This is a genomic window from Arthrobacter sp. CAN_A6, assembly GCF_015751715.1.
Classification (GTDB): domain Bacteria; phylum Actinomycetota; class Actinomycetes; order Actinomycetales; family Micrococcaceae; genus Arthrobacter_D.
The window spans coordinates 391,530-416,045 of sequence record NZ_JADOUV010000003.1 but is presented as its reverse complement, the minus strand read 5'-3'; the positions used below and the strand labels follow the sequence as shown (position 1 = coordinate 416,045).

Sequence of the window (24,516 nt, the reverse complement as noted above, 5' to 3'; positions counted from 1 at the left end):
GCACAGTGACTATGGTCACATGCTCCTACGCCCGGCGGTATATCGCCGGGCCAGCCTTGACCGTGGAGGTTCCAATCTTGATTACCCAACCGACGCCTGCACGGATCGGGAGGATGCTGCTTCTTGTGCTCGGTTTCCTTGCCACCGTGCTCCTCAGCGCTCCCTCGGCGCAGGCGTTCCAGCCGCCCGTCCCGGCAATCCAGCCTGCAGCAGTATCGTCAAGCGTCCAGTCCCAGGAGTTCGAGAACCGCATCAGCGGCGTCCTTCGCGGAGTTGACGGCCCCATCGCCGACGTCACGGTCACCGCTACCGGGAACGGCTTCGAGGGCGAGGCGACCTCAGGCGCCAACGGATCCTGGACCATCGGGGTACCCGAGCAGGGCACCTACGAGGTGGCAATCGACGAGGACACCCTTCCCGAGGGCATAGCCCTGGCCGAGGGGCAGGAAAACCCGCGCGATGTGACCTTCGCGGGGACCTCCACCGCCAGCACGCTGTTCCTGTTCGGCGAAGGCATCGTGGCGACGACCACGAGCATCTGGACCACGCTGGCCGAGCGGGCCCTTGCCGGCTTCAGCTTCGGCCTGCTCCTCGCCTTGAGCGCGGTAGGCCTCTCCCTCATCTTCGGCACCACCGGCCTCACCAACTTCGCCCACGGCGAGATGGTGACCCTGGGCGCCGTCCTGACCTTCGGGTTCGCCGCCATGGGGCTGCCCGCTCCGGTGGCCATTCTCCTCGCCGTCCTGGGCGGTGGGCTGCTGGGCTACGTGCAGGACGCCGGCCTGTGGAAGCCGCTCCGACGGCGCGGTACCGGGCTGGTTCCCATGATGATCGTCAGCATCGGCCTGGCACTGGCACTGCGCTACATCATCCAGTTCAACTTCGGCGGCGCGACGCAGCAGCTGCCTGGATCACAGAGCGCGATCATCGACATCGGCTCGGTCTCCATCTCCCGCAACAACCTGACGTCGCTGATCGTCAGCCTCGTGGTGATCCTGCTCGTCGCCTTCCTGCTCCTGCGCACCCGCATCGGCAAGGCCACCCGCGCCGTCGCCGACAACCCCGCGCTCGCCGCGGCGTCCGGTATCGACGTCGACCGCGTGATCCGCATCGTCTGGGTGATCGGCGGAATGCTCGCCGCACTCGGCGGTATCCTCTGGGCCTACTACCGGCCCGGCGTCTCCTACAACATGGGCCAGCAGATCCTCCTGCTGATCTTCGCCGGAGTGGTCCTCGGTGGACTGGGAACCGTCTTCGGCGCCCTGATCGGCTCCATCATCGTGGGCCTGTTCGTCGAGATCTCGACCCTCTGGCTCGAAGCCGACCTCAAGTATGTCGGCGCGCTTCTCATTATGATTCTCGTGCTCCTGTTCCGGCCGCAGGGTATCCTCGGCCGCAAAGAGCGCATAGGTTAGGGGCTCCCATGGATTTCGGAAACATACTTCTCAACGCCTTCGGTGAAATGATCAGCCCGACGACGGCGGCCTACGCACTCGCAGCCCTGGGGCTCGCCGTGCACTTCGGCTATTCCGGCCTGCTGAACTTCGGCCAGGCCGGCTTCATGGCGGTCGGCGCGTACGGCTATGCCATCTCGACCCTGACGTTCAATGCCCCCCTTCCCGTCGCCGTCCTGGTGGCGCTCCTTGCATCGGTCATCTTCGCCATCGTGCTCGGAATCCCCACGCTCCGGCTGAGGGCTGATTACCTGGCGATCGTCACCATCGCGGCGGCGGAGATCGTGCGCTACATCGTGACCACCAACGGCCTCACCAACGTCACCGGTTCGGCCAACGGCCTTGCCGCGTTCGAGGGCGGGTTCTACGATCTCAATCCCTTCCTCAACGACAGCTACAACGTGGGCCCGCTCGCCATGAGCGGCCGCGACCTGTGGATCCGTGTCGTCGGCTGGAGCGTCGTCATCCTCGCCTGCCTGCTCGTCTGGCTCCTCATGCGCAGCCCCTGGGGCCGTGTACTGAAGGGCATCCGCGAGGACGAGAACGCCGTTCGCTCGCTCGGCAAGAACGTCTACGCCTACAAGATGCAGGCCCTCGTGATCGGCGGCATCCTGGGCTCGCTCGCCGGCATCATCTTCACCCTCCCCCGCGGCGCCGTGCAGCCTGCCAACTACGCGACGGAACTGACGTTCTTCCTGTACACCTGCCTCCTGCTCGGCGGCATGGCAACAGTGCTCGGACCCGTCATCGGGGCGATGATCTTCTGGGTCGTCCTCTCCCTGACCCAGGGGCTCCTCTACGGGGCCATCGAGGTCGGTGCCATCACCTTCCTCTCGAACGTGCAGGCAGGCCAGCTGCGCTACATCCTCGTGGGCGTGGCACTGATGCTGCTCATGGTGTTTCGACCTCAGGGTGTCCTGGGCAACAAGAAGGAGCTGGCGTTCGCATGACCGAGAATCCCAACGATTCCGCCGGCGCACCGAAGGGCCCGGCCCACCGGGCCGACGACGGCGCACACGGCGCGACAGCAGCGGGTACGTCGAACACCGCATCCGCATCCGGGTCCGGGCACGATTTCATGAGCGACACCAGCCCCATCGCCACCGGGGAGGCGGTACCGGGCTGCCGGAAGACCGACCCTATCGTCGTCGCGAGGAACGTGACCCGCAGCTTCGGCGGAATCAACGCCGTCGACGTCGAGTACCTCGAGATCCCGCGCCATAGGATCACTGCCCTGATCGGCCCCAACGGTGCCGGAAAAACGACGCTCTTCAACCTGCTCACCGGTTTCGACGTCCCGAACAGCGGCGACTGGGAGTACGACGGCAAGCCGCTCGCCAAGGTCCCGTCCTACAAGGTGGCCCGTATGGGCATGGTGCGCACCTTCCAGCTCACCAAGGTCATGGGCAAGCTCACCGTGATGGAGAACATGCGTCTGGGTGCGGCGAGCCAGCCCGGCGAAAGCCTTGCGAAGGCACTGTTCAAGAACATCTGGGGCAAGCGTGAGCGTGAGATCACCGAGCAGGCCGACGTCCTGCTCGCCAAGTTCAAGCTCGACGAGAAGAAGGACGACTACGCGGCGTCGCTGTCCGGCGGTCAGCGCAAGCTGCTCGAGATGGCCCGCGCCCTCATGGTGCGCCCACGGTTGGTCATGCTCGACGAGCCGATGGCAGGAGTGAACCCGGCACTGACGCAGTCGCTGCTCGACCACATCAAGAACCTCAAGGCCGAGGGCATGACTGTCCTGTTCGTCGAGCACGACATGCACATGGTCCGCCACATCGCGGACTGGGTGGTGGTCATGGCCGAGGGCAAGGTGGTGGCTGAGGGCCCGCCGGATGTCGTGATGAAGGACCAGGCCGTGATCGACGCCTACCTGGGCGCCCACCACGACGTCGACCTCGGTGATTCCACCGGCATCGAACGCCTCGAAGAGGAACTGGCACTCGACGACGCGTCCGTGGTCGGCACCGACGAGGAGGGCGTCCTCGGGCACCGGATCATCGAGCTGTCCGGCACGGGAAACCTTTCGGACGGCCACAGCACCACCCCCCAGCAGGCCCATCCCGACGCTGGGCCTGCTGACCCCAACCCTGCTGACAATGACACTGACACTGACACTGATCGGAAGAAACCATGAGCCGGGAAGCAACCACGAGCGATTACGACGCCGATTCAGTGGTCAAGGTCACCGACCTGGTGGCCGGCTACCTTCCCGGGGTGAACATCCTCAACGGCTGCAGCATCGAGGCGCGGAAGGGCGAGCTGATCGGCATCATCGGCCCCAACGGCGCAGGAAAGTCGACGCTGCTGAAGGCGATGTTCGGCCTGGTGAAGGTGCACTCAGGAAAGGTGGTGGTCCGCGGACAGGACCTCACCGGATTGAAGGCCAACCGGCTGGTGACGCAGGGCGTCGGCTTCGTGCCGCAGAACAACAACGTGTTCTCGACGCTCACCATCGAGGAGAACCTCGAAATGGGGATGTACCAGCGCCCGAAGGACTTCAAGAAGCGCTTCGAGTTCGTCGTCAGCCTCTTTCCCGAGCTGGGCAAGCGGCGTGCGCAGCGCGCCGGGTCCCTGTCCGGCGGAGAGCGCCAGATGGTCGCTATGGGCCGCGCGCTCATGATGGAGCCGGCAGTGCTCCTCCTCGATGAGCCCTCGGCGGGTCTCTCCCCCGTCAAGCAGGACGAGACGTTCCTGAGGGTGCATGAGATCAACCGGGCCGGGGTGTCGGTGATCATGGTCGAACAGAATGCGCGACGCTGCCTGCAGATCTGCGACCGCGCCTACGTCCTGGACCAGGGCAGGGATGCCTACACCGGCACCGGCCGTGAACTGATGAAGGACCCGAAGGTGATCCAGCTGTACCTCGGCACGCTCGCGGATACCGCGTGAACCAATAATACCCACGCACGGCAGGACGGGCGTTCATGGCACAGCTACTGACCAGCGCAGCGGGTCACGGCCTGACGGCAATCTTCCGCGCCCTCAAGAAAGTGCGGCCGGAAAGGCCCATCCACTCCCGCGGGCTACGCCTGACGGGGACCGTCGAAGTGAGACCTTCGGCCGGGGCCAGCGGCATCTCCTGGGTGGACACTCCCGGCACCAGTACGGTGACGGCCCGCATCTCGCGTTCGGTGGGCCTCCCTGACGGTCTGCCCGACGTCGTCGGGCTCGCTTTCCGCCTTCAGGGCGGACCTGACGCCCTCGGCGCGGGCGAGTCCGACTCCCGCGCCCTCGGCAGGCCCGACGCCGTAGGTCCCTCCGGGGGCGACGTGCTGCTGTCCTCCACCGGATGGTCCCGCACGGGACGATTCGTGCTGTCCCCGAGGCTGAGGGCGGACCGGGCACCACTCACCACGATCATTCCCTACCGGGGCTCGGAAGGGCCGGTATTGATCGGTGCACGCGCCCTGGGTTCCGAGGCCCTCCCTGCCTCGCTGAAGGGCTTTGAGCGGAAGCTGGGCGGTGGGACGTGGACCCTGGGACTGTACTACGCGCACCCGCGCGGACCGTGGCATCAATTCGGCATCCTGTCCCTGTGCCTCGACCTTCTCGGCGAAGAGGAGGATTCCCGGTTCGACGCGGTCCTCAATCCCCTGCCGGGGGCAGGCACCTACGACTGGGCAAGACGCCTCCGCGAGCCCTCCTACGCCGTCGCCCGCCAGCCACCCACCAGCCCCTAGCACCGGTTTCGCCGCCCCGCGCCGAATTTCCACCGAACCCCCATGAGTGCCGCACACAGGACGCCGGGCTATCCGGGTCCTCGGTTCCTGCACGCAGAAAGGCCCCGCCAGCGCACCCCTTACGGGGTGCGGGCGGGGCCTTTCTGGGGGCGCAGGTACTACAGGATGTTACAGCTGGCCGAGTTCGGACCGGCTGGGCTGCGGTACGTTGTTGCCGTCGTACTCGTAAATACCGATGGCGGCTTCGGTCGGGTCGCCGTTCTCGTCGAAGGAGACCGGTCCTGAGATGCCGTCATAGTCGATGTCCCCGCCGCCGCGAAGCAGCGTGACGCATGCGGCGAAGTCGAAGCACTTCTCCCCGTCCTTGGACACGGCCTCGAGCTGCTCGCCGATTGCGGCGCCCTCAACACTTCCTGCGGCCTCGGATGCGAGGGCGATCAGGTTGACGGCGTCGTAGCTTTCGCCCGAGTAGGCCCAGCTGGTGAGTGCGGGGTCGATTTCGGCCAACGCGTTTTTGAACTCGTCTCCCGTGAACGGACCAGGAATGGTTCCCTGGGCGCCTTCCATGGTTCCGGGCTCGAGATCGGCACTGTAGTCGGAGGTGTTACCGTCCACGAGGAACACCGTAGTGGGATCGATTCCCTTGGCGACAAGCAGCGGAACAATGCTCTTGGCCTCGTCGAAGGTGATCAGGACGATGGCATCCGGCGCTGCAGCAGCCAGGGCATCGACCTGGCTCGAGAACTGCGAATCACCCGTGTTGAACATCTCGTTGGCGATGACCTCGCCGCCGGCTCCTTCGACGGTTTCCTGGATATTGGTCTGGAGACCGGTTCCGTAGGAGTCGTTGAGGGTGATCATGCCGACGGTCTGCGCACCACAGGTCATGATGTAGTTGCCGAGCGTGCGCCCCTGCAGGACGTCTGAGGGAGCGGTGCGGAAGTAGAGCCCCTGATCGTCCCAGGTCGAGAATTCAGGCGACGTGTTGGCCGGCGAGAAGTGAACCACGCCCGCACCGGTGATCTGGTTGATCACGGTCTTGGAGACTCCGGAGGAGGCCGCGCCGACGATTGCGCTGACGTCCTGAGACAGGAGATCGGTCACGGACTGGGTGGCGATGTCGGTGGTGGTGTCACCCGAGTCGCGGTGGGTGATGGTGATGTCCTGGCCGAGGACACCTCCGGCTTCGTTGACTTCCTGAACGGCGAGGTTGACGCCGGCGATCTCCGGAGGACCGAGGAACGCCAGTGTTCCGGTGGTCGGAAGGATTGACCCGAGCTTGAGCGGCTGGTCGCTGATGGTGGTTGCTGCAGGAACAGCTGCGGGATCCCCCTTGGGATTCGGTTCCGCAGCCTGTCCTCCTTCGCTCTCGGGGCAGGCCAGTGCTCCCGCTGCCGCCTCGGATGCAGGAGCCTCACTCGCTTCGGCCTCACTCTCCGGTGCGGAGGATCCGCCGCAGCCGGAGGCCAGGAGTGCGATCCCCAGGCCCAGGGCAGCGACTTTCGCCGCCCGCGGGGCATTCTGCCCAGTGCCAAAGCGCACTGAGTTAAGTGTTGCGATCATGAATTGTTCTCCTCGACCGAAAGGCTTTCTGCCTTTGCTGCAGTCACCAGGTGTTCCTGGTATGTAGAAAAACTAGTGCAAAATCGGAACGAAAATAAGGGAATCGTGTTACATCCTTGTAACGCTCACCACAAAGCCTGTAAAGAAGTATTGACACCAGTAATTGGACAGTATCCTGCCTTGTTTCATCACTTGTGCGATTAGGCGGCTTCGTGCCGCCGGTACCCCAGGTCGGACTCGAACCGACACTGAACAGATTTTAAGTCTGGTGCCTCTGCCATTGGGCTACTGGGGCTCCGTGCCCGTCCAGAATATCGCGGGCGCAGCACCCCTGGCGATTCGGTGATACAGGTGCCGAACGCAGTACGACGACGGCGACTCCGCCCGGGCGGGGCCGCCGTCGTCCTGCCTGGCTTTCAGACCCTCAGGCCCGCGCGCCTGCCTTGCCTGCGGCCGCCTTGCCTGCGGGCGTAGGCGGCGTGCTCTGCAGCGCCGTGTCCCTCTTCGGAGGTGGTGTGGCCGCCTCCCGGAACTGGCGCTTCGGTGTCTGAAGGTCCGAGATCGGAGCCAGATCGCGCCCGAAGATGAAGCTCATGCTCCAGTTGGTGATGACTCGGGCCTTGCGCTCGAACATCGGCATCGCCATACCGTGGTACCCGCGGTGCGCCATCCACGCCGGGAAGCCGCGCATGCCGAAGCCCATGATGTTGGCGACGCCCTTGAACGTGCCGAAGCCTGCAACGGCTCCAAGGTTGGTGTGCCGGTATTCCTTGACCTCGCCCACGCCGTAGTTCTGCGCAAGGATGTTTTTCGCGAGGAGCTTCGCCTGCCGTACTGCATGCTGTGCGTTCGGGACGCAGAAGCCTCCCACCCCGCCGCCGGTGAGGTCCGGTACGGCAGCGACGTCGCCGGCGGTCCAGGCGTGCTGGATCGGGCCGTCGTCACCCGCAACCCGGAGTTCCGGGTTGGCCCGGAGCCTGCCGCGTTCGTCCACGGGGAAATCGGTGGAGTTGACCACAGGGTTGGCCTGCACGCCGGCGGTCCAGAGCAGGGTGCCGGCCTCGAACTCGTCCGCTGGAGTTTTGTCAGGCATGTTGATGAGTTTCAGGCGTCCATCCACCGCACTGGAGAGCGAGGTGTTGAGCATGACCTGGATGGCGCGCGAGCGCAGGTGCTCCACCACCCAGACCGCCTGCTCGGCGGTCACCTCCGGCATGATGCGGCCCATGGCCTCGACGAGAACGAACCGGAGGTCCGAACGTTCCAGACGGCTGTTCTTCTTCACGGCGTCGCGCGCCATGTCCTCGATCTCGGTGATTGCTTCGATACCGGCGAATCCTCCGCCGACGACGACGAACGTCAGCGCTCGCTCGCGCTGGGGCCCGTCCGGCATCAACGAGCCGATCTCGATGCGCTCCAGGACCTGGTTACGAAGGGCCACAGCCTCTTCGATGGTCTTCAGCCCGATTCCCTGGTCCTTCAACCCGTCGATGGGGAAGGTCCGGGTGATGGAGCCCGCGGCCACGACGACGTCGGTGTAGCCGATCTCGAAAGGTTCGCCGCCGCCGGCCGGTTCGATCGTCGCGGTGCGGCCGGCATGGTTGACGCCGGTGACCTTGCCCGAGATCAACTCGGTCTGGGGCAGGTGCACCCGGTGGGAGACGATCGCGTGGCGCGGCTCGATGCTCCCGGCTGCAACCTCCGGGAGGAAGGGCTGGTAGGTCATGTAGGGCAGCGGATCCACGAGCGTCACGATGCCGCCACGGGACTTGACCTTCTTCTGTAGCTTGTGAGCCACATAGAGTCCGACATACCCGCCGCCGACAACAAGAACGCGCGGTCGATCCGAAAAGTGAGGGTTCAGTGCCATGCTTCGATGCTACCGGACTTTGTGAAAATCTTCACTAAGTGTGCAGGGGTTCCAAGGCGGCTGATCGGGGCCCCGGACGGCGGTCATCGCCGTCCGGTTCCCGGGTTCATTTCCGACGTGTCCGAAGCACGTGGACCGTCCCTGCCGTGAGCAGGACGGCGAACAGTGCGGTGAACCCGAGGACGACCGTCGCCGCGAGGTTATCGGGAACGCTGCCCGGCTCTTCCGCCTGAGGGACCGGCGGCTCGGGGATGTCCGGTGCTGCTTCCTCGGCCTCAGGCCCGGGAGCGGGTGTCTCACTGCCGCCTTCGCTCCTTCGGTATACCTGGATCCAGTCGGCCATACTTCCCAGGCGGTTCGCCTCAGGCACGGAGATGTCGGCGTTGACCGCGGCAGCGACATCAAGGACGCCGTAACCGTAGAGGGTATCGAACCCGGGTGCACCCGTGTCCCGGGCTGTGGCGACGATCCGGTTGACCACCTGTGCCGCGCTCAGCTCCGGATACTTCGACCGGATGAGGGCTGCTACTCCGGAGACGAGGGGTGCCGCCCCGGAGGTGCCGGACCACTCGGCGTACCCTCCCCCGGGAAGGCCTCCCACCAGGTCCTCCGAGGGCGCCGCGACCGCAATGCTGATGCCCTCCGAGGAAGCCTCGCGGCTTGCCACACCCGACCGGTCGAGTCCGGCGACGGAGAGGACACCGGGGATCGTCGCGGGCGCACCGACCTGGATGAGACCGCCCGCCCGGTTACCTGCTGCAGCGACGATCACCACGTCCTGCTGCTCTGCGTACAGGAACGCCTCGTCCCAGCTTTCCGGCCAGGTGGTGGATGTGCTTCCCAGCGACATGTTGATGACTTTGGCGCCGTTGTCGACAGCCCACCGCACCGCCGTCGGGATCTGATCGTTGATGCCGACACCGGCCGGGTTGGGCCCGCTGTTCGGCCCGTCGATCCACACTGACACAGCCAGCAGTTCCGCTTTCGGCGCTACCCCCACAATTCCGTCCGGCCCGCTGCCATAGACGCTGAGCGGTCCTGGTGCCTGCTCCGCCGGAGGCGGTACGGGCTCCGGGGAGAACGCGTCCGCGGTGGGGCCGGATGTCGACGGAGCAGGGCTTTCCCCGGAAACCGATGGTTCAGGGCCCGGTCCGGCTTCGGCTGTGGATCCCGGCGCTGCGGATCCGGCGGTAGGTGCGGGCGCGGAGGGTTCGGGCGCGGGCGACGACGTCGCCGTCGGCTCCGGACCGGGCGCCAGCACCGGCGCCAGCCCCTGATGCCCGCGGCCGGCCAGCAGCGTTCCCACCAGGGTGCCGTGGACGGGCACCTCTCCGATGCCGAGTTGCCCGCCCGGGCTCCCGGCCCCGGAGGCGTCGGTGCCGCCCGTCACCGCTCCGGCAAGGTCCGGGTGCGTGCCGTCGACCCCGCTGTCGATGATGGCCACCTTGACGCCTTCGCCCTGGGTGGTGGCCCAGGCATCGGTGATGCCATAGCTTTCGAGCCAGTACTGCTTTTCCCGCACTTCGTCGGCAACGGCGGGCAGGGCACCAAGCGGCAGCGTCAGGGCAGCGGCGACCAGCGTGACCGCGGCAGCGCGTAGCACCCCGCCACCATGCGTCCTGCGTTGTCCGGGAAGCAACGGGCGCGTCATTCCGTCATTTCCCGCGCCTGGCGATACTGAGGGCTATACCGTCGAGGATGTCGTGCTCACTGGCAGTGGCGCCTCGTACGCGGCCCTCCGTTGCCTCGGCTACCGCTTCGACGATGCACTTCCAGATGAGCGCTCCGGCACCGATGACGTCCACACGGCCCGGGTGCATGTAGGGGAGGCTTGCCCGCCGTGCGCGGTCGCTGTGCAGAAGGTCCGCAGACGCTGCCTGGACCTCGGCCGTGCTGAGCACTGCTCCATGGATCCGCTCCGGAAGGTATTCGGGAAGTTTCAGGGCGTGTGCGGTGACGGTGGTGATGCTTCCGGCCACGCCGACCAGCGTGGTGACCGTCCCGAGCGGCACATCCGCAGCGGCGACGTCGATCAGCGACTTCACTTCCGCCTCCATGGCCGAGATCTCGGCACGGGTGGGAGGGTCGCCGTGGAGGAACCGCTCCGTGAACCGCACGCAGCCCATGTCCATGCTCCGTGAAGCCAGAACTCCTGAGGAGTCACCTGCGACGAATTCGGTGCTGCCGCCGCCGAGGTCGATCACCAGGACGGTTTCGTCCTCCGCAGTGCCCAGCACGCTCACTGCCCCGGTGAAGGACAGTGCCGCCTCCTCCGCGCCGGAAATGACCTCGGGGTCGACTCCGAGCCGCGCACGGATGCCCCTCATGAAGTCCTCCCGGTTCTCGGCGTCGCGGGAAGCCGACGTCGCCACGAACCGCACCGCAGGACTGCCGTGCCGCGCGATGAGGTCGGCATAGTCTTCGGCCGCCGCGAAGGTCCGCGCGAGCGCCGCGTCGGAGAGACGTCCGGTGGCGTCAACGCCCTCACCGAGGCGCACCACCCGCATGAGGCGCTCGACGTCGGTCAGGGCGCCGGTCCCATCGATATCCGCGATGAGCAGCCGGATGGAATTGGTACCGCAGTCGATGGCAGCTGTGCGCATCAGTCCTCCTGGGATGGGGTGCGGCGCGCGGCGCGCTTCCGCTCGAGTTCGTCGGCGGAAAGGCCCTGCGTCTTCCTGTGCCGGCTGAGGTCGGTGGAGGGAACGGCGCCTGCGGTGTCCCAGGCGCCGTCGCAGAAGCAGGTGTCCGCCGTCCACCACTGCCTGATCCCGTCGATCGCCTCATCACCGAGCGGATTCACTCCCGGTCCCGCTGCGAGGGAATGCCCCACGAGGACATGGAGGCATTTCACCCGCGTGGGCATACCGCCCGCCGAAACGCCGTCGATCTCCGGGACCGCCCCTGTGCCGGTGCGGCTCCCGATCTCCCGCCTCACGGCCAGGTAGGCCTCGTGCGCGCCCCGGTACTTCTCAGCGAGTTCCGGCTCGGTACCCAGCCGGGAGGTCATGTCGCTCATGACGCCCTCGGCCTCGAGGCGTGAGACGGCGGCGGTGACCACCGGATGCGTGAGGTAGTAGGTAGTGGGGAAAGGGATGCCGTTGGACAGCCGGGGCGCAGTGGTGGCCACCAGCGGGTTGCCGCAGACGCAGCGCGCACCAATTTCGACGACGTCGCGGACGGGGCGGCCCAATTGCCTGCTGAGAACGTCGAGATCGTGCTGGGTAGGGGTTCGCCGGCCCTGCTCGTTCACGCGGATCCTTCCCTCCTGCGCCTGCGCGGTGCGCAGGCTGTTGTTTGGTGCGTCTTGGTGCATCGGCTGTACCACGTCGATCTGGTCAGTCGGTCGCCGCCCGGGAGACGGTGCTCCACAGGGAGTCCACCCAGGGCAGGTCCTCCGGGTTCGCGTCCGATCCCGCAGCGGAGGCGTCCTCGATCCCCTGGCCGCCCTTGACCAGGTAGCGGGTCTCCCCCGGCATGACCAGGAAGATGCGGTCGCGTGCCTGCTGCTTGATATACGCGGGGTCGTCCCAGCGGGCCAGTTCCGTCTCGTGGTCGGCCTGCACCTGCTCCTGGCGCGCAATATCCTGGCGCAGTGCATCGAGCTCCGCCTGCTGCTGCAGGTAGGTATTGAGCGAGGGAGCAAGGAGAACGGTGACGGCAACGAGGACGACGGCGAGGGCCAGCAGCCGGCCGGAGAACGATTTCGCGGGAATCGGCTTGGCATCCTCCGCGGGTTCGATGACGCGGTTCGGCCTTTTCGTCGACCCCGAAGGGCTGCGGCGAATAGCTCCGGCGAGTTGCGTGCGCTCCGCGGCTCGCGCTTCGGACGATGAGACGGCACGCTCCTGCTGCGGCACCGATTTCTCACGCTGCGGCACCGCCCGCTCGGGCTCCCGAGACGCCGGATTTTGCGGTTCGAGCCGGGACGCCGGCCGGGCCGCCACCGTTTTCCGCCCCGGGGACCCGGCCTTCGGGTGACCGTGCACGGTGGAGTTCGCGGAATGGCCGTTGGGCGGCTCCCCGCCCGTCCGGTCCCCCGCCGGTGGCGAGGGACGGACAGCGCGCGGCACCTTGGGGCGGCGGGCGGTCATGTTACTCCTCGGATGGTCGCTGCACGGGATCCACTGTCGAACCCCGTCCTACGAGGGTAGCCGCCCGCCGGTTCAACTATGCAGTGAAACGCGGGAAGGCACTGCGGCCGGCGTACCGCGCGGCGTCGTCGAGCTCCTCCTCGATGCGCAGCAGCTGGTTGTACTTCGCCACGCGCTCCGAGCGGGCAGGGGCGCCGGTCTTGATCTGGCCGGCGTTGGTGGCCACGCAGATGTCGGCGATCGTGGTGTCCTCGGTCTCACCGGACCGGTGCGAGGTGATGGTGGTGTACCCGGCACGCTGGGCCATGGAGATGGCGTCGAGCGTCTCGGTGAGGGTACCGATCTGGTTCACCTTGACCAGCAGCGAGTTGGCCGTCTGGTTCCGGATACCCCGCTCAAGGCGTGTGGGGTTGGTGACGAACAGGTCGTCGCCGACGATCTGCACCTTCGAGCCGATGGCCTCGGTGAGCGCCTTCCAGCCCTCCCAGTCGTCCTCATCCAGGGGGTCCTCGATCGACACCAGGGGGTAGTCGCGGACCAGTTCCTCGAAGTAGGCGCTCATCTCGGCGGTGCTGAGCGACTTGCCCTCGAAGGTGTAGACGCCATCGCTGTAGAACTCGGAGGCGGCGACGTCCAGCGCGAAAGCGATATCCGTGCCGGGCGTGTAGCCTGCCCGTTCGACGGCGGTGGTGATGAGGTCCAGCGCGTCGCGGTTGGACGGCAGGTTCGGCGCGAAGCCGCCCTCGTCGCCGAGGCCGGTTGCGAGGCCCTTCTCCTTCAGCACCGCCTTCAGCTCGTGGTAGACCTCGACGCCCCAGCGCAGGCCCTCCGAGTAGGACTGCGCGCCCAGTGGAACGATCATGAACTCCTGGATGTCGACGTCGGAATCCGCGTGGGACCCACCGTTCAGGATGTTCATGAGCGGCACGGGGAGGACGTGCGCGTTGGGTCCGCCGAGGTAGCGGTAGAGCGGAAGGGCGGAGGACTCAGCGGCCGCGCGCGCAATGGCAAGGGACACCCCCAGCATCGCGTTGGCACCGAGGTTCGACTTGTTCTCGGTTCCGTCGAGGTCGATCATGGCCTGGTCGATGGCGCGCTGGTCGGCGGCGTCGAACCCGAGCAGTGCCGGCTGGATCTGCTCGATCACAGCTTCCACGGCCTGGAGGACGCCCTTGCCGAGGTAGCGGTCCTTCTCACCATCGCGGCGCTCGTTGGCTTCGAAGGCTCCGGTGGACGCGCCGGAGGGGACTGCTGCGCGGCCGAAAGTGTCGTCGTCGAGCAGTACCTCGACCTCGACCGTAGGGTTCCCGCGTGAGTCGAGGATTTCCCTTGCGTGGATGGCGTCGATAATTGCCATGGAAGTGCTCCTGTTCGTTGGAGTGTCTGGAGGGGGATCTCACTGCAAGCCTAGTTCACGCCGCCGCCGGACGGGCCTGAAGGCACTACCCAATGGGACTTCCACGCCGGAACGCACCACTTCTCGCGCGTTCGAGGGGCCGGACCGTGTGTCGTCAGGCAACACGCCGGTTATCAGCAGCACCGACGCCGAGAGGCGCCGGATCCGACACACCCGGGACTGGCCAGCAGCCCGACGCCGAGCTGCTGACCTGACCCGGAAGCTTCAAGCCCGGCTTCGGCGCCGAACGGCGCAACGACGGATTGCGCGGCACCTTCGACAGGCGGGTTCAGGACGGACCGGCGACACGATCCTGGAAACGGTGGACGGCGCTCCGCAGCGCAAGCTCCGGATCGATTCCCTGCCCGACGGCGGCTGCCGCGAGGGCGAGCAACTGGTCTCCGAACTCCTCCGCCGTCCTGACGTGCGGCTGGTCGGCCGGTGGGACGTGCGGCTTGTCGGCCGACTGGACCGGCGGGACGTGCGGCTGGTCGGTCGGAAGGACTGGTGGGACGGCCGGTGGGACGTGCGGCTGGACCGGTGGGGCGGCTCCCGTGAACGCTGCCCGCGACACGCTTTTTGCGGCCAGTGCCAGCGCGGGGAGGTGATTCGGGATGCCGTCGAAGGGCTTGCGGTCCGGCTTCTCAATGGCTTTCACCGCCTGCCACGTGGCCACGACCTCCCCGACCGTCGCAGGAAAGTGCTCCCGCACGGAGCCGTCGGCACGGAAGACGTGGGGGTTGCGTCGCACCAGCTTGGCGGTGAGCCCCTCCACCACAGCCCCTAGCCCGAAGGTGCCGCGTTCGTGCTGGAGCTCCGCGTGCAGTACCACCTGGAAAAGAACGTCACCGAGCTCGCCACGCAGCTCATCGAGGAGCGAAGCCTCCTTGCCGGACTCGGGGGCAACCTGCTGCCCTGCCTGTTCAGCCTCCACCTGCTCCACCGCGTCGACGAGCTCGTAGCACTCCTCCACGAGGTACTGCCGAAGGCTCGTCGGAGTGAGCGCGGCGGTCCAGGGGCAGTACTGCCGCAGCTGGCCGACCACAGTGAGGAGACGGTCGAGCGCCGGGCCCGGCTGCGGGAACGGACCTGCATGGTCCGCCGGCTTGCCGACCGGCGGGTCTACCGGCTCGCCGACCAGCGCGCCGACCGGCTGGTCGACGGATCGGTCGACGGATTGGTCGACCGGCTGCTTCATCCTGGTCAGCCCTACGACGCCTGGCCTGCGGCCCGGTCGAAACTCGACGCCACGTGCTCGGCAAGCGCCTCGCGGTCCTCGAGCGGCAGGAAGGTGGCGTCGACAGCGTTGAGCGTCAGCTCGAGGAGGTCCCCGAGGTCGTAACCGAACGTCTCGACCAGCAGCTCGAACTCACCGGTGAGGGTGACACCGCTCATGAGCCGGTTGTCGGTGTTGACCGTGACCTTGAAGCCGAGCTGGTACAGCAGATCGAACGGGTGGCTCTCGATGTCGTCACCGAACGCCTCGACCGCCCCCGTCTGGAGGTTGGATGACGGGCACAGTTCCAGGGGGATACCGCGGTCCCTGACCCAGGACGCCACGCTGCCCAGGTTGGCGATCCCGACGTCGGTGTCGTCGCCGTCCATTCTGCCGGGACTGGCGTCGCCGGCGTCGTTCTCGGAGTCGCTGTAGTCGATCTCGATGTCCTCGGCGATCCGGACGCCGTGGCCGAGGCGCAGGGCGCGGCCGTGCACCAGCGCATCGACGATACTCTCGATCCCTGCTGCTTCACCGGCATGGACAGTGGCGGGGAACTGGTGACTCGCGAGGTAGGTGAAGGCCTCGGCGAAGCGTGCGGCCGGGAACCCGATCTCCGCCCCGGCGATGTCGAATCCGACGGCGCCCCTGCCGCGGTGGCGGACGGCCAGTTCGGCGATTTCCAGGCTGCGGTCCGCGTGCCGCATCGCGGTGATCAGTTGGCCCACCTGGATGACCCGGCCCGCGGCGATCGATGCCGCGGCACCTGCCTCAAGCCCTTCCTGCACTGCTTCGACGGCGTCGTCCAGGCTCAGCCCTCCGGCGACATGCTGCTCGGGTGCCCAGCGGACCTCCCCGTACACCACACCGTCGGCGGCGAGGTCCTCGACGAACTCCCGAGCCACACGGATCAATGCCTCGCGGGTCTGCATCACAGCGATGGTGTGGTCGAACGTCTCGAGGTAGCGCTCAAGCGATCCTGAGTCCGCCGACTCGCGGAACCAAACACCGAGCGCCTCGGCATCCTGTGCCGGCAGGGTATGCCCGATCTCCGCTGCCAGCTCGAGGATCGTGGCCGGGCGAAGGCCGCCGTCAAGGTGGTCGTGGAGGGAGATCTTGGGAAGCGTGGCGATGTCGATGGCGGTGTCGGACACTGGATTCGGCTGGGTTGGAGTCACGGATCCAAGACTACGCGAGGCCCGACTCCACGGGTACGGGCGGGGTCTCCGCGACAACGGCCAGGGCTCCCGCTGCCGCTGCAACGGATCCCCCCGGTCTTGCGTGAGCAGGCTTGGAGCCCCGGAGGAGCGTGATGATCCGGTCCACCAGCAGCCCGAGCACAACTGCCACCGTCACGGCGACCACCACGCCGAGGAGGTGGTTGTTCTCGAACCAGGCACCGGCAAGCGCGCCGATGCCCACCGAATACGCTGCCCAGACGACACCGGCAAGGGCCGTGAGTGCCACGAACCGCTTCCGGGAGTACCCGGTGGCGCCCGCTGTCAGGTTGACCGCCACCCGACCGATGGGCACGAAACGCGCCACCAGAAGCAACGACGCCGCCCGTTTTTCCATTTCGTAGCCTGCCCACTCGAAGGACCGCTGCGAACGTGGGCTGCGCATCCATCGGAAACGGCGCGTCCCGATGCCCCTGCCGATCGCGTAGGCGATGTTGTCGCCCGCGAACGCCCCTCCGGCGGCCACTGCGATGAGGATCCAGGGGTTGGGCACGCCCTGGGCGATGATCAGGGAGGCGAGGCCCACCACCACCGATTCGCTCGGGAACGGTGGAAAGAACCCGTCCACCGTGCAGCACACGAAGACCAGCAGGTACACCCAGGGCTGTTCCGCGGCGGCGACCACCAGATCACTGAGGCCGGTGGTGACAGCGTTCCAAACGTCCACGCGCCGGGCTCCTCTGTGTCGGTTCCGCGCCCGTTCGCCGGAGGGGGAACGGGTTCCACCAATTCTCCGGCCGGAACGGGACCGCCCGCATCAGGTAAACCCCTGACAGGTTCCCGGAACCCGGCAGGAAACCGCTACTACGAGATGCGGTCGAGAATGAGCTGGTGTGCCGGACGGAACCCCTCGGGGGCGATCGTGACGGCGCCGGCCAGCGCTTCGCGCGCACGGTCGAACTTCTCAGGAGTGTCGGTGAGCAGGGTCATCAACGGCTCGCCTGCCCGCACCACGGCTCCGGGCTTGGCATGCATCCGGACTCCGGCGCCCGCCTGTACGGCGTCCTCCTTGCGTGCGCGGCCGGCTCCGAGGCGCCATGCGGCCACTCCGACGGCGAGGGCGTCGAGCTCGATCAGCACGCCGTCGGCCGGGGCGAGGAGAACCTCGGATTCACGGGCCTGGGGAAGCGCTGCGCGGGGGTCGCCGCCCTGCGCCTCGATCATGCGGTTCCAGACGTCCATCGCCCTGCCGTCGCGGAGCGCCGCCGCGGGGTCGGCGTCGTGGATTCCAGCGCAGGCGAGCATCTCCTCGGCCAGGCGGACGGTGAGTTCGACGACGTCGGACGGTCCGCCGCCTGCGAGCACCTCGACCGATTCCTCGACCTCGATGGCATTTCCCGCGGTGAGGCCCAGCGGCGTTCCCATGTCGGTCAGCAGGGCGACAGTGTTCACTCCGGCGTCCTTGCCGAGCGCCACCATCGTGCGTGCCAGCTCCCGTGCCTGCTCGACATCCTTCATGAAGGCACCACTGCCTACCTTGACGTCGAGGACCAGTGAGCCGGTGCCCTCGGCGATCTTCTTGCTCATGATGGAGGACGCGATCAGGGGGATCGCCTCGACGGTCCCGGTGACGTCGCGCAGGGCGTACAGCTTCTTGTCGGCGGGCGCCAGACCGGTTCCGGCGGCGCAGATCACCGCGCCGACGTCGGCGAGCTGGCTCATCATCTCTTCATTGCTGAGGTGCGCACGCCAGCCCGGGATGGATTCCAGCTTGTCCAGCGTGCCGCCGGTGTGGCCGAGCCCACGGCCTGAAAGCTGGGGCACTGCGACGCCGAACACCGCCACCAGCGGGGCCAGCGGAAGGGTGATCTTGTCCCCCACCCCGCCGGTGGAGTGTTTGTCGCTCGTGGGCTTGCCGAGTGCCGAGAAGTCCAGCCGCTCCCCCGAGGCGATCATGGCCGCCGTCCATCGGGAGATCTCGGCCCGATCCATGCCGTTGAGCAGGATCGCCATGTTCAACGCAGCCATCTGCTCGTCGGCGATGGCACCGCGCGTGTAGGCGTCGATGGTCCAGTCGATCTGTTCGGGGCTGAGGACGCCCTTGTCCCGTTTGATGCGGATGATGTCGACGGCGTCGAATGCTTCAGTCATGAAAATTACCTGTTCGAGAGGGAATGGGAGGTTTTCTCAGGCGAGGTGCTGCGGGCCGAAGGCGTCGGGCAGCACCTCGTCGATGGTCTTGATGCCGCTGACGGTCAGCAGGACCATCCCCGGCGCCCGGAACTCATAGAGCAGCTGGCGGCAGCGTCCGCAGGGCATGAGCGTGTTGCCCGCCCCGTCCACGCAGCTGAACGCCTCGATCCGGCCGCCTCCGGTCATCGCGAGGCTGCTGACCAGTGCGCACTCGGCGCAGAGCGTGAGCCCGTAGGAAGCGTTCTCGACGTTGCAGCCCGAGATGATGCGGCCGTCGTCGATCAGTGCCGCAGCACCGACGGGGTAGTTCGAGTACGGCACGTAGGCCTTCTCCATTGCGGCGGTGGCTGCTGCAGTAAGCTTCGCCCAGGGAATTCCGGTTTCCGTCATGGTCCGGTCCTAGCCCTTGATGTAGGGGATGCCGCTGGCCCCCGGAGCGCGAGAGCGGCCGACCAGGCCGGCGACGGCGAAGATGGTGACCACGTAGGGAAGCATGCGGAGGAACTGGTCCGGCACGGGAGTGCCGAGCAGGCTCAGCACGTTGGTGAGGTTCGTGGCGAATCCGAAGAGGAGCGCGGCGAAGAAGGCACCGATGGGATTCCAGCGCCCGAAGATCAGCGCCGCGAGGGCGATGTAGCCCTGCCCTGCCGTCATGTCCCGCCCGAAGCCGGAGACCAGCACGAGCGTGAAGAAGGAGCCACCCACGCCGGCGACCACACCTGCAAGCAGCACGTTGGTGAAGCGCAGGCGGTTCACGTTGACGCCGAGGGTATCGGCCGCCTTGGGATGTTCACCCACCGCGCGGGTGCGCAGGCCCCAACGGGAACGGAACAATGCCACATACACCACGGCCACCGCAACGTACATCAGGTAGCCGACAATGGTCTGCTCGAACAGGATCGCCCCGAGAATGGGGATCTCCGAGAGGCCGGGGATGCTGAGGACGGGGAGCTGGGGCGGGCTGTTCCACGTTTCGGAGTCTTCGCTGAGCACCGCGGAGAACAGGAAGCCGGTGAGCCCGGAGACCAGGACGTTGAGGACCACCCCCACGATCACCTGGTTCACGAGGTAGCGGATGCTGAAGACCGCCAGTACGAGGGAGACGAGTACACCGGCCACCGCAGCCGCGATGAGCCCGATGATCGCACTGCCGGACAGTGACGCAGCGACGGCCGCGGCGAACGCACCGAACAGCAGCTGGCCTTCGATGGCAATGTTCACGACGCCGGACCGCTCGCACAGGACACCCGAGAGGGAACCGAAGATCAGCGGCACCGCGAGCGTGACCGACCCGGCCAGCAGGCCGTACAGCGCTACGTTGGGCGTCCGTGCACTGCCGACCACCCAGGTGAGGAAGCCGATCAGGAAGAGCACGGCGAACGCCGCGAGGAGCCAGCGCGGAGCAGGTTCGCCGCGGCGCGTCCGAACGACGGCGAAGGCCGCGAGTGCGAGCATTCCCAGTGCCGTGAACCAGCCGATCAGCGGTGCGGACAGGACGAGATCGGGCAGCACGAGGGCGTCGCCCGGGTCCGAGAGGCGGAACGTGACGTCATTGGCGGGCGCCCCGAGGGCGAACACGAGCAGCGCCAGCAGCGCGAGCACCGACAGGAGGATGGGGTTCTTCCAGCTTCGGAGGGATCCGGAGGCGGTGTCCGCGCGGACGGGCGCCGCTGTTGCTGATGTACTCATGCTGTGCCTCCAGTGGCTGCGCTCGTGCGGTCCTTGCTGCGTTTCGGCGCGGGGAACGCACCGGGGACCGGGAGCCGGAACAGCGACCGGACCAGTGGCGGGGCCGCGATGAAGAGGACGATCAGGGACTGCACAACGAGCACGATATCGATGCTGGTTCCCGTCGAGGCCTGCATGGTGACTCCCCCTGCACGGAAGGCACCGAAGAGCAGGCCGGCGGCGAAGGTGCCCCAGGGGCTCGACCGCCCGAGGAGCGCGACGGTGATCGCGTCGAAGCCGAAGCTCGCCGCGACACCGGAGGTGAGGACCTTCTCGGTTCCCGAGACCTGGGCCACACCTGCAAGCCCGGCGAGGGCGCCGGCAATCGCCATGGCGAGGATGTAGCCCTTGCTGACGCTGATGCCGGCGGTGCGCGCCGCGGTGGCGTTGGCTCCCACCGCCCGGAGCTCGAACCCGACGGTTGAACGGTTGAGCAGCCACCACACGAACACCGTTGCCAGGACTGCCACCACGAAGCCCCAGTGCAGCCTGAACTCAGGTCCGAGCAGTGGCGGGTAGAGCGCCGTCGCATCGAGCTGGGGGCTGATGGGGTTGGTCGACCCGGGTCGCTGGAACGCGGGGGTACTGAGGAAGTACAGCACGAGGTTGACGGCAACATAGTTGAGCATGATCGTGAGGATCACCTCATGGGCGCCGGTACGAGCCTTGAGGACGCCCACCAGCCCGGCCCAGAGCGCCCCGCCCAGCATTCCCGCGAGAATCACGAGCAGCAGGTGGATGCCCGCGGGAAGGTGGAGGGTGAACCCGACCCAGCCCGCGAAGGTTGCGCCGATCAGGATCTGCCCCTGCGCGCCGATGTTGAACAGGCCGGCCCGGAAGGCCAGGGCCACGCCGAGGCCGGCGCAGATCAGCGGCGTGGCCACCGTGAGCGTCTGCGTCAGCGGATAGATCATGCGGGTGAACGTCTCACCCTCGAAGTTGAAGACGGAACCCTGGAACAGGGCGAGATACGCACCGGAGGCGGCGGCCCACGCAGCCGACAGGGTGTCCTGCGGACGGCTGAAGAAGTACGACGCCGAGGAGGCCACCTCGGGATCCGTCAGTGCGATCAACAGGCCGCCGAGGATCAGCGACATCAGCACCGCGAGCACTGCCACGAGGGCATTTCCCGTCATGATCCGGTGCATCACCGGCTGCGATCCGGCAATCGGCTGGCTTTCCTGCACACTCACTGCTTTTCTCCCTGGATGTTGTTGGCCTGCGCCAGCGCTTCGTCGCCCGGCATGCCGGCCATCATCAGGCCGAGGACGTCCCGTGAGACGGTTCCGGGCACGATGCCCATGAGCCGGCCCCGGTACAGGACGGCGATGCGGTCGGCAAGCTCGAGCACCTCGTCGAGTTCGGTCGAGACGATGATGACGGGGGTGCCGCTGTCGCGCTCGGCGACGATGCGCCGGTGCAGGAACTCGATGGAACCGACGTCGACGCCGCGGGTGGGCTGGGAGGCGATGAACAGCTTCAGCGGACGCGAGAGTTCGCGCGCCATCACCACTTTCTGCTGGTTGCCGCCGGAGAGCGTTCCCGCCGCCGCCGCGGCCGACTGCGTCCGCACGTCGTACTCGGCGATCTTTTCGTCGGCGTTCTTCTCGATGACCGCGGAGGACATCGAAAGCCCCTTGGCGAACGGCGCCTGGTCATAGCGGTTCAGAATCAGGTTCTCGGCGACGGAAAAGCTTCCCACGAGGCCCTCGACGCTGCGGTCCTCGGGAACGAAGCCCACTCCGGCCCGGATGACATCCTTGACCCTCCGGCCCAGGAGCTCCTGCCCCTGCAGCAGAATGGAGCCGTGAACGTGGTCCTGCAGTCCCAGGATGGCTTCCGTGAGTTCGGTCTGGCCGTTGCCCTGGACACCGGCGATGGCGAGGATCTCCCCCCGCGCCACATCGAAGCTCAGCCCATCCACCACGCGCTGGCCGTTGGCTGCCTGAACAACGAGGTCCTTCACGCTGAAGGACACCTCCCCCGGCCTGGCGGGCTCCTTCTGGAGCGTCAGGCTGACCGAGCGGCCCACCATGAGGGACGCGAGTTCCGTGGTGGGAGCCCCTGGGTCTGCTGTCCCCACGACCTTGCCCCGACGCACGACGGTGATGACGTCGGAGACCGCCTTGACCTCGCGCAACTTGTGGGAGATGAAGACGATCGACTTGCCGTCCGCCTTGAGCTGGCCCATGATCCCGAGCAGCTCGTCGGTTTCCCTGGGGGTGAGGACGGCCGTCGGTTCGTCGAGGATCAGGACCTCGGCGTCGCGCACGAGTGCCTTGATGATCTCGACGCGCTGCTGGACGCCGACGGGAAGGTTCTCGACCACCGCGTCGGGATCGACGTCGAACCCGTACTGGTCCGAGATCTGCCGGATCCGTGTGCGGGTCTCCTGCAGCTTGAGCATCCCGCCGGCCTTGGTGGTCTCGTTGCCCAGCGCCACGTTTTCCGCGACGGTGAACACGGGGACCAGCATGAAGTGCTGGTGCACCATGCCGATTCCGGCGGCCATGGCATCCCCCGGACCCCGGAAGGTCACGGGTTCGTCATTGACGAGGATTTCCCCTTCGGAGGGGTCGTACAGTCCGTAGAGGACGTTCATGAGCGTGGACTTGCCAGCTCCGTTCTCTCCGAGCAGGCTGTGGACCTGCCCCGGCTCCACCACGAGGTCGATGGAATCGTTGGCGACCAGCGTTCCGAATCGTTTGGTGATGCCCTTGAGTTCGAGTTTCACAACCCAACCAGCCTGTTCTTTGCTTATCAATTCAGGTGAAGGATACCGGTTCTGCGGGAGGTGAACCCACCGGCGGCAAAAACGAACCGCTTCCCTCCCTGCGGATTCATCCGCGGGTGGGAAGCGGTTCGGCGATTTCTGCTGAACTTACTGCTGGGGGCTTGCCCCGGACTCGACGGTGATCTCGCCCGAGATGATCTGCTCGGTGATCTCGTCGAGCTGCGTCTGCAGGTCTTCGGGAACATTCGCTTCCTGGTCGTGGAAGGGAGCCAGTGCAACTCCGCCGTTCTCGAGTGTCCCGACGTAGGGGGCGTTGTCGAAGTTGCCCTCGACGTCGGTCTTGATGACTTCCTCGACGGCGTCGCCCATGAGCTTCATGACCGAGGTGAGGATGAATTCCTCACCCTTGCCGGCGGTCTCGTAGCCGTCGGAGTCCACCCAGACCACCCGGGCGTTTCCGCCGGCCGCGTTGGCTTCGATCACGGCGTCGAGCGTACCGAGGCCCACGGGTCCGGCGACGGGCATGATGATGTCCGCGCCCTCGTTGATGAAGTTCTGGGTGTTGGTCTTGCCGGCGCCCTGGTCGTTGAAGTTGCCGATGAAGGTACCGTTCTGGGCTTCCTTGTTCCAGCCGAGGAGCTCGACCTCTGCACCGTTCTGCTCGTTGTAGTAGGCGATGCCGTCAGCGAAGCCGTCCATGAAGATGGTGACGGTGGGGATGTTGATTCCGCCGTACGTTGCCACCTTGCCGGTTTCGGAGGTGGCCGCAGCGGCGTACCCGGCGAGGAAGGCTGCCTGCGCCGTGTCGTAGATGATCGGCTTGACGTTCGGAAGCTCGATCGAGTTGTCGTCGACGATGGCGAAGTTCGCATCGACGTTGGCCTCGGCCGCGGCCTTGGTGGTATCGGCCAGCAGGAAGCCGACGGTGACCGTCATGTCGCAGCCGCCCTGCACCATGCTGTCCACGTTGGGGCCGAAGTCGGTCTCGGCCTGGGACTCGGCCTGGTTGATCTGGATGCCGAGGTCCGCTTCGGCCTGCTTCAGTCCTTCGTAGCTCGACTGGTTGAACGAGCGGTCGTCGAATCCTCCGGAGTCGGAGACGATGCATCCGAGGTAATCGGTCCCGGCAGCGGCCGTGGCTCCCGGAGCCTCCTCGGCCGGTGGTGCACCGCAACCACTGAGGACGAGGGCTGATGCGCCGAGGACGGCGGCCGACAGGCTGGTGCCGCGCGGGAATTTGCGCAGTGAGTTCTTCAATGTTCCTCCAGGAAAAGAGATATGCCACCCGGACGGTTCCAGTGAGTGTCCGTCCCCAGTTCCCCGGAGGTACTGGAAGCTCTGTTTTCACGAAAACCGGTTGTGGCGCTTGCGACACCGTCGGTGCAGCGCGTATGCGAATACTCT

21 protein-coding genes and 1 tRNA gene are annotated in these 24,516 nt (G+C 66.7%); 5 read left to right on the top strand and 17 right to left on the bottom strand.

What is annotated here, in order from left to right:
* The first annotated feature begins 113 nt into the window (after nucleotides 1-113).
* From IWX75_RS08170 to IWX75_RS08150, 5 genes are all read left to right on the top strand, one after another.
* On the top strand, nucleotides 114-1,415 hold the full coding sequence (locus IWX75_RS08170) for a branched-chain amino acid ABC transporter permease (protein WP_196821815.1): 1,302 nt from the start codon (nucleotides 114-116) through the stop codon (nucleotides 1,413-1,415).
* An 8-nt stretch (nucleotides 1,416-1,423) separates the two neighbouring features.
* The gene (locus tag IWX75_RS08165; RefSeq protein ID WP_196821732.1) at nucleotides 1,424-2,404 is read left to right on the top strand and encodes a branched-chain amino acid ABC transporter permease; all 981 of its coding nucleotides are present in this window, start codon (nucleotides 1,424-1,426) and stop codon (nucleotides 2,402-2,404) included.
* Between the two features lie 128 nt (nucleotides 2,405-2,532).
* The gene (locus tag IWX75_RS08160; protein WP_196821814.1) at nucleotides 2,533-3,594 is read left to right on the top strand and encodes an ABC transporter ATP-binding protein; all 1,062 of its coding nucleotides are present in this window, start codon (nucleotides 2,533-2,535) and stop codon (nucleotides 3,592-3,594) included.
* Nucleotides 3,591-4,349 carry an ABC transporter ATP-binding protein gene (locus IWX75_RS08155; protein ID WP_196821731.1) on the top strand — a complete coding sequence of 253 codons (759 nt, stop codon included), beginning with the start codon at nucleotides 3,591-3,593 and terminating at the stop codon, nucleotides 4,347-4,349. The genes IWX75_RS08160 and IWX75_RS08155 overlap by 4 nt, the downstream gene beginning before the upstream one ends.
* A 35-nt stretch (nucleotides 4,350-4,384) precedes the next feature.
* Nucleotides 4,385-5,140, top strand: a complete 756-nt coding sequence (locus tag IWX75_RS08150) for a hypothetical protein (RefSeq protein ID WP_196821730.1) — start codon at nucleotides 4,385-4,387, stop codon at nucleotides 5,138-5,140.
* Nucleotides 5,141-5,308: 168 nt separating this feature from the next.
* On the opposite strand, the gene IWX75_RS08145 is transcribed toward IWX75_RS08150, so the two are convergent.
* From IWX75_RS08145 to IWX75_RS08065, 17 genes are all read right to left on the bottom strand, one after another.
* Nucleotides 5,309-6,703: an ABC transporter substrate-binding protein gene (locus tag IWX75_RS08145; protein ID WP_196821729.1), complete on the bottom strand. Its 1,395-nt coding sequence runs from the start codon at nucleotides 6,701-6,703 to the stop codon at nucleotides 5,309-5,311.
* Between the two features lie 222 nt (nucleotides 6,704-6,925).
* A tRNA-Leu gene (locus IWX75_RS08140) sits at nucleotides 6,926-6,998 on the bottom strand.
* A 129-nt stretch (nucleotides 6,999-7,127) separates the two neighbouring features.
* Nucleotides 7,128-8,573 carry an NAD(P)/FAD-dependent oxidoreductase gene (locus IWX75_RS08135; protein ID WP_196821728.1) on the bottom strand — a complete coding sequence of 482 codons (1,446 nt, stop codon included), beginning with the start codon at nucleotides 8,571-8,573 and terminating at the stop codon, nucleotides 7,128-7,130.
* Nucleotides 8,574-8,679: 106 nt separating this feature from the next.
* On the bottom strand, nucleotides 8,680-10,224 hold the full coding sequence (locus tag IWX75_RS08130; RefSeq protein ID WP_196821727.1) for a S8 family serine peptidase: 1,545 nt from the start codon (nucleotides 10,222-10,224) through the stop codon (nucleotides 8,680-8,682).
* A gap of 4 nt (nucleotides 10,225-10,228) precedes the next feature.
* Nucleotides 10,229-11,179 carry a Ppx/GppA phosphatase family protein gene (locus IWX75_RS08125; protein ID WP_334684201.1) on the bottom strand — a complete coding sequence of 317 codons (951 nt, stop codon included), beginning with the start codon at nucleotides 11,177-11,179 and terminating at the stop codon, nucleotides 10,229-10,231.
* Nucleotides 11,176-11,889, bottom strand: a complete 714-nt coding sequence (locus tag IWX75_RS08120) for a DUF501 domain-containing protein (RefSeq protein WP_196821725.1) — start codon at nucleotides 11,887-11,889, stop codon at nucleotides 11,176-11,178. Before IWX75_RS08120 ends, IWX75_RS08125 begins: the two co-directional genes overlap by 4 nt.
* Nucleotides 11,890-11,911: 22 nt before the next feature.
* Nucleotides 11,912-12,667 (bottom strand): FtsB family cell division protein, encoded by a 756-nt coding sequence (locus IWX75_RS17670; RefSeq protein WP_334684183.1) that lies wholly within the window; start codon nucleotides 12,665-12,667, stop codon nucleotides 11,912-11,914.
* Nucleotides 12,668-12,743: 76 nt separating this feature from the next.
* Complete coding sequence (gene eno / locus IWX75_RS08110) at nucleotides 12,744-14,024, bottom strand: phosphopyruvate hydratase (protein ID WP_196821724.1); 1,281 nt, start codon at nucleotides 14,022-14,024, stop codon at nucleotides 12,744-12,746.
* Between the two features lie 328 nt (nucleotides 14,025-14,352).
* Entirely contained in the window at nucleotides 14,353-15,261 is a 909-nt protein-coding gene (locus IWX75_RS08105) for a MazG nucleotide pyrophosphohydrolase domain-containing protein (RefSeq protein WP_196821723.1), read from the bottom strand.
* Between the two features lie 11 nt (nucleotides 15,262-15,272).
* Nucleotides 15,273-16,457: an adenosine deaminase gene (locus IWX75_RS08100; protein WP_196821722.1), complete on the bottom strand. Its 1,185-nt coding sequence runs from the start codon at nucleotides 16,455-16,457 to the stop codon at nucleotides 15,273-15,275.
* 10 nt (nucleotides 16,458-16,467) lie between these two features.
* Complete coding sequence (locus IWX75_RS08095; protein WP_196821721.1) at nucleotides 16,468-17,184, bottom strand: DedA family protein; 717 nt, start codon at nucleotides 17,182-17,184, stop codon at nucleotides 16,468-16,470.
* Nucleotides 17,185-17,321: 137 nt separating this feature from the next.
* Nucleotides 17,322-18,608: a thymidine phosphorylase gene (locus IWX75_RS08090; RefSeq protein WP_196821720.1), complete on the bottom strand. Its 1,287-nt coding sequence runs from the start codon at nucleotides 18,606-18,608 to the stop codon at nucleotides 17,322-17,324.
* A 36-nt stretch (nucleotides 18,609-18,644) separates the two neighbouring features.
* A complete protein-coding gene (locus IWX75_RS08085) occupies nucleotides 18,645-19,040 on the bottom strand; it encodes a cytidine deaminase (protein ID WP_196821719.1) in 396 nt (131 codons plus the stop codon).
* 9 nt (nucleotides 19,041-19,049) lie between these two features.
* Entirely contained in the window at nucleotides 19,050-20,339 is a 1,290-nt protein-coding gene (locus tag IWX75_RS08080) for an ABC transporter permease (protein ID WP_196821718.1), read from the bottom strand.
* Nucleotides 20,336-21,526, bottom strand: coding sequence for an ABC transporter permease (locus tag IWX75_RS08075; RefSeq protein WP_196821812.1), 1,191 nt, complete (start codon nucleotides 21,524-21,526; stop codon nucleotides 20,336-20,338). The genes IWX75_RS08080 and IWX75_RS08075 overlap by 4 nt, the downstream gene beginning before the upstream one ends.
* Nucleotides 21,527-21,567: 41 nt before the next feature.
* Entirely contained in the window at nucleotides 21,568-23,112 is a 1,545-nt protein-coding gene (locus IWX75_RS08070) for an ABC transporter ATP-binding protein (RefSeq protein ID WP_196821717.1), read from the bottom strand.
* Nucleotides 23,113-23,259: 147 nt separating this feature from the next.
* Entirely contained in the window at nucleotides 23,260-24,369 is a 1,110-nt protein-coding gene (locus IWX75_RS08065; RefSeq protein WP_334684182.1) for a BMP family lipoprotein, read from the bottom strand.
* Nucleotides 24,370-24,516 lie beyond the last annotated feature (147 nt).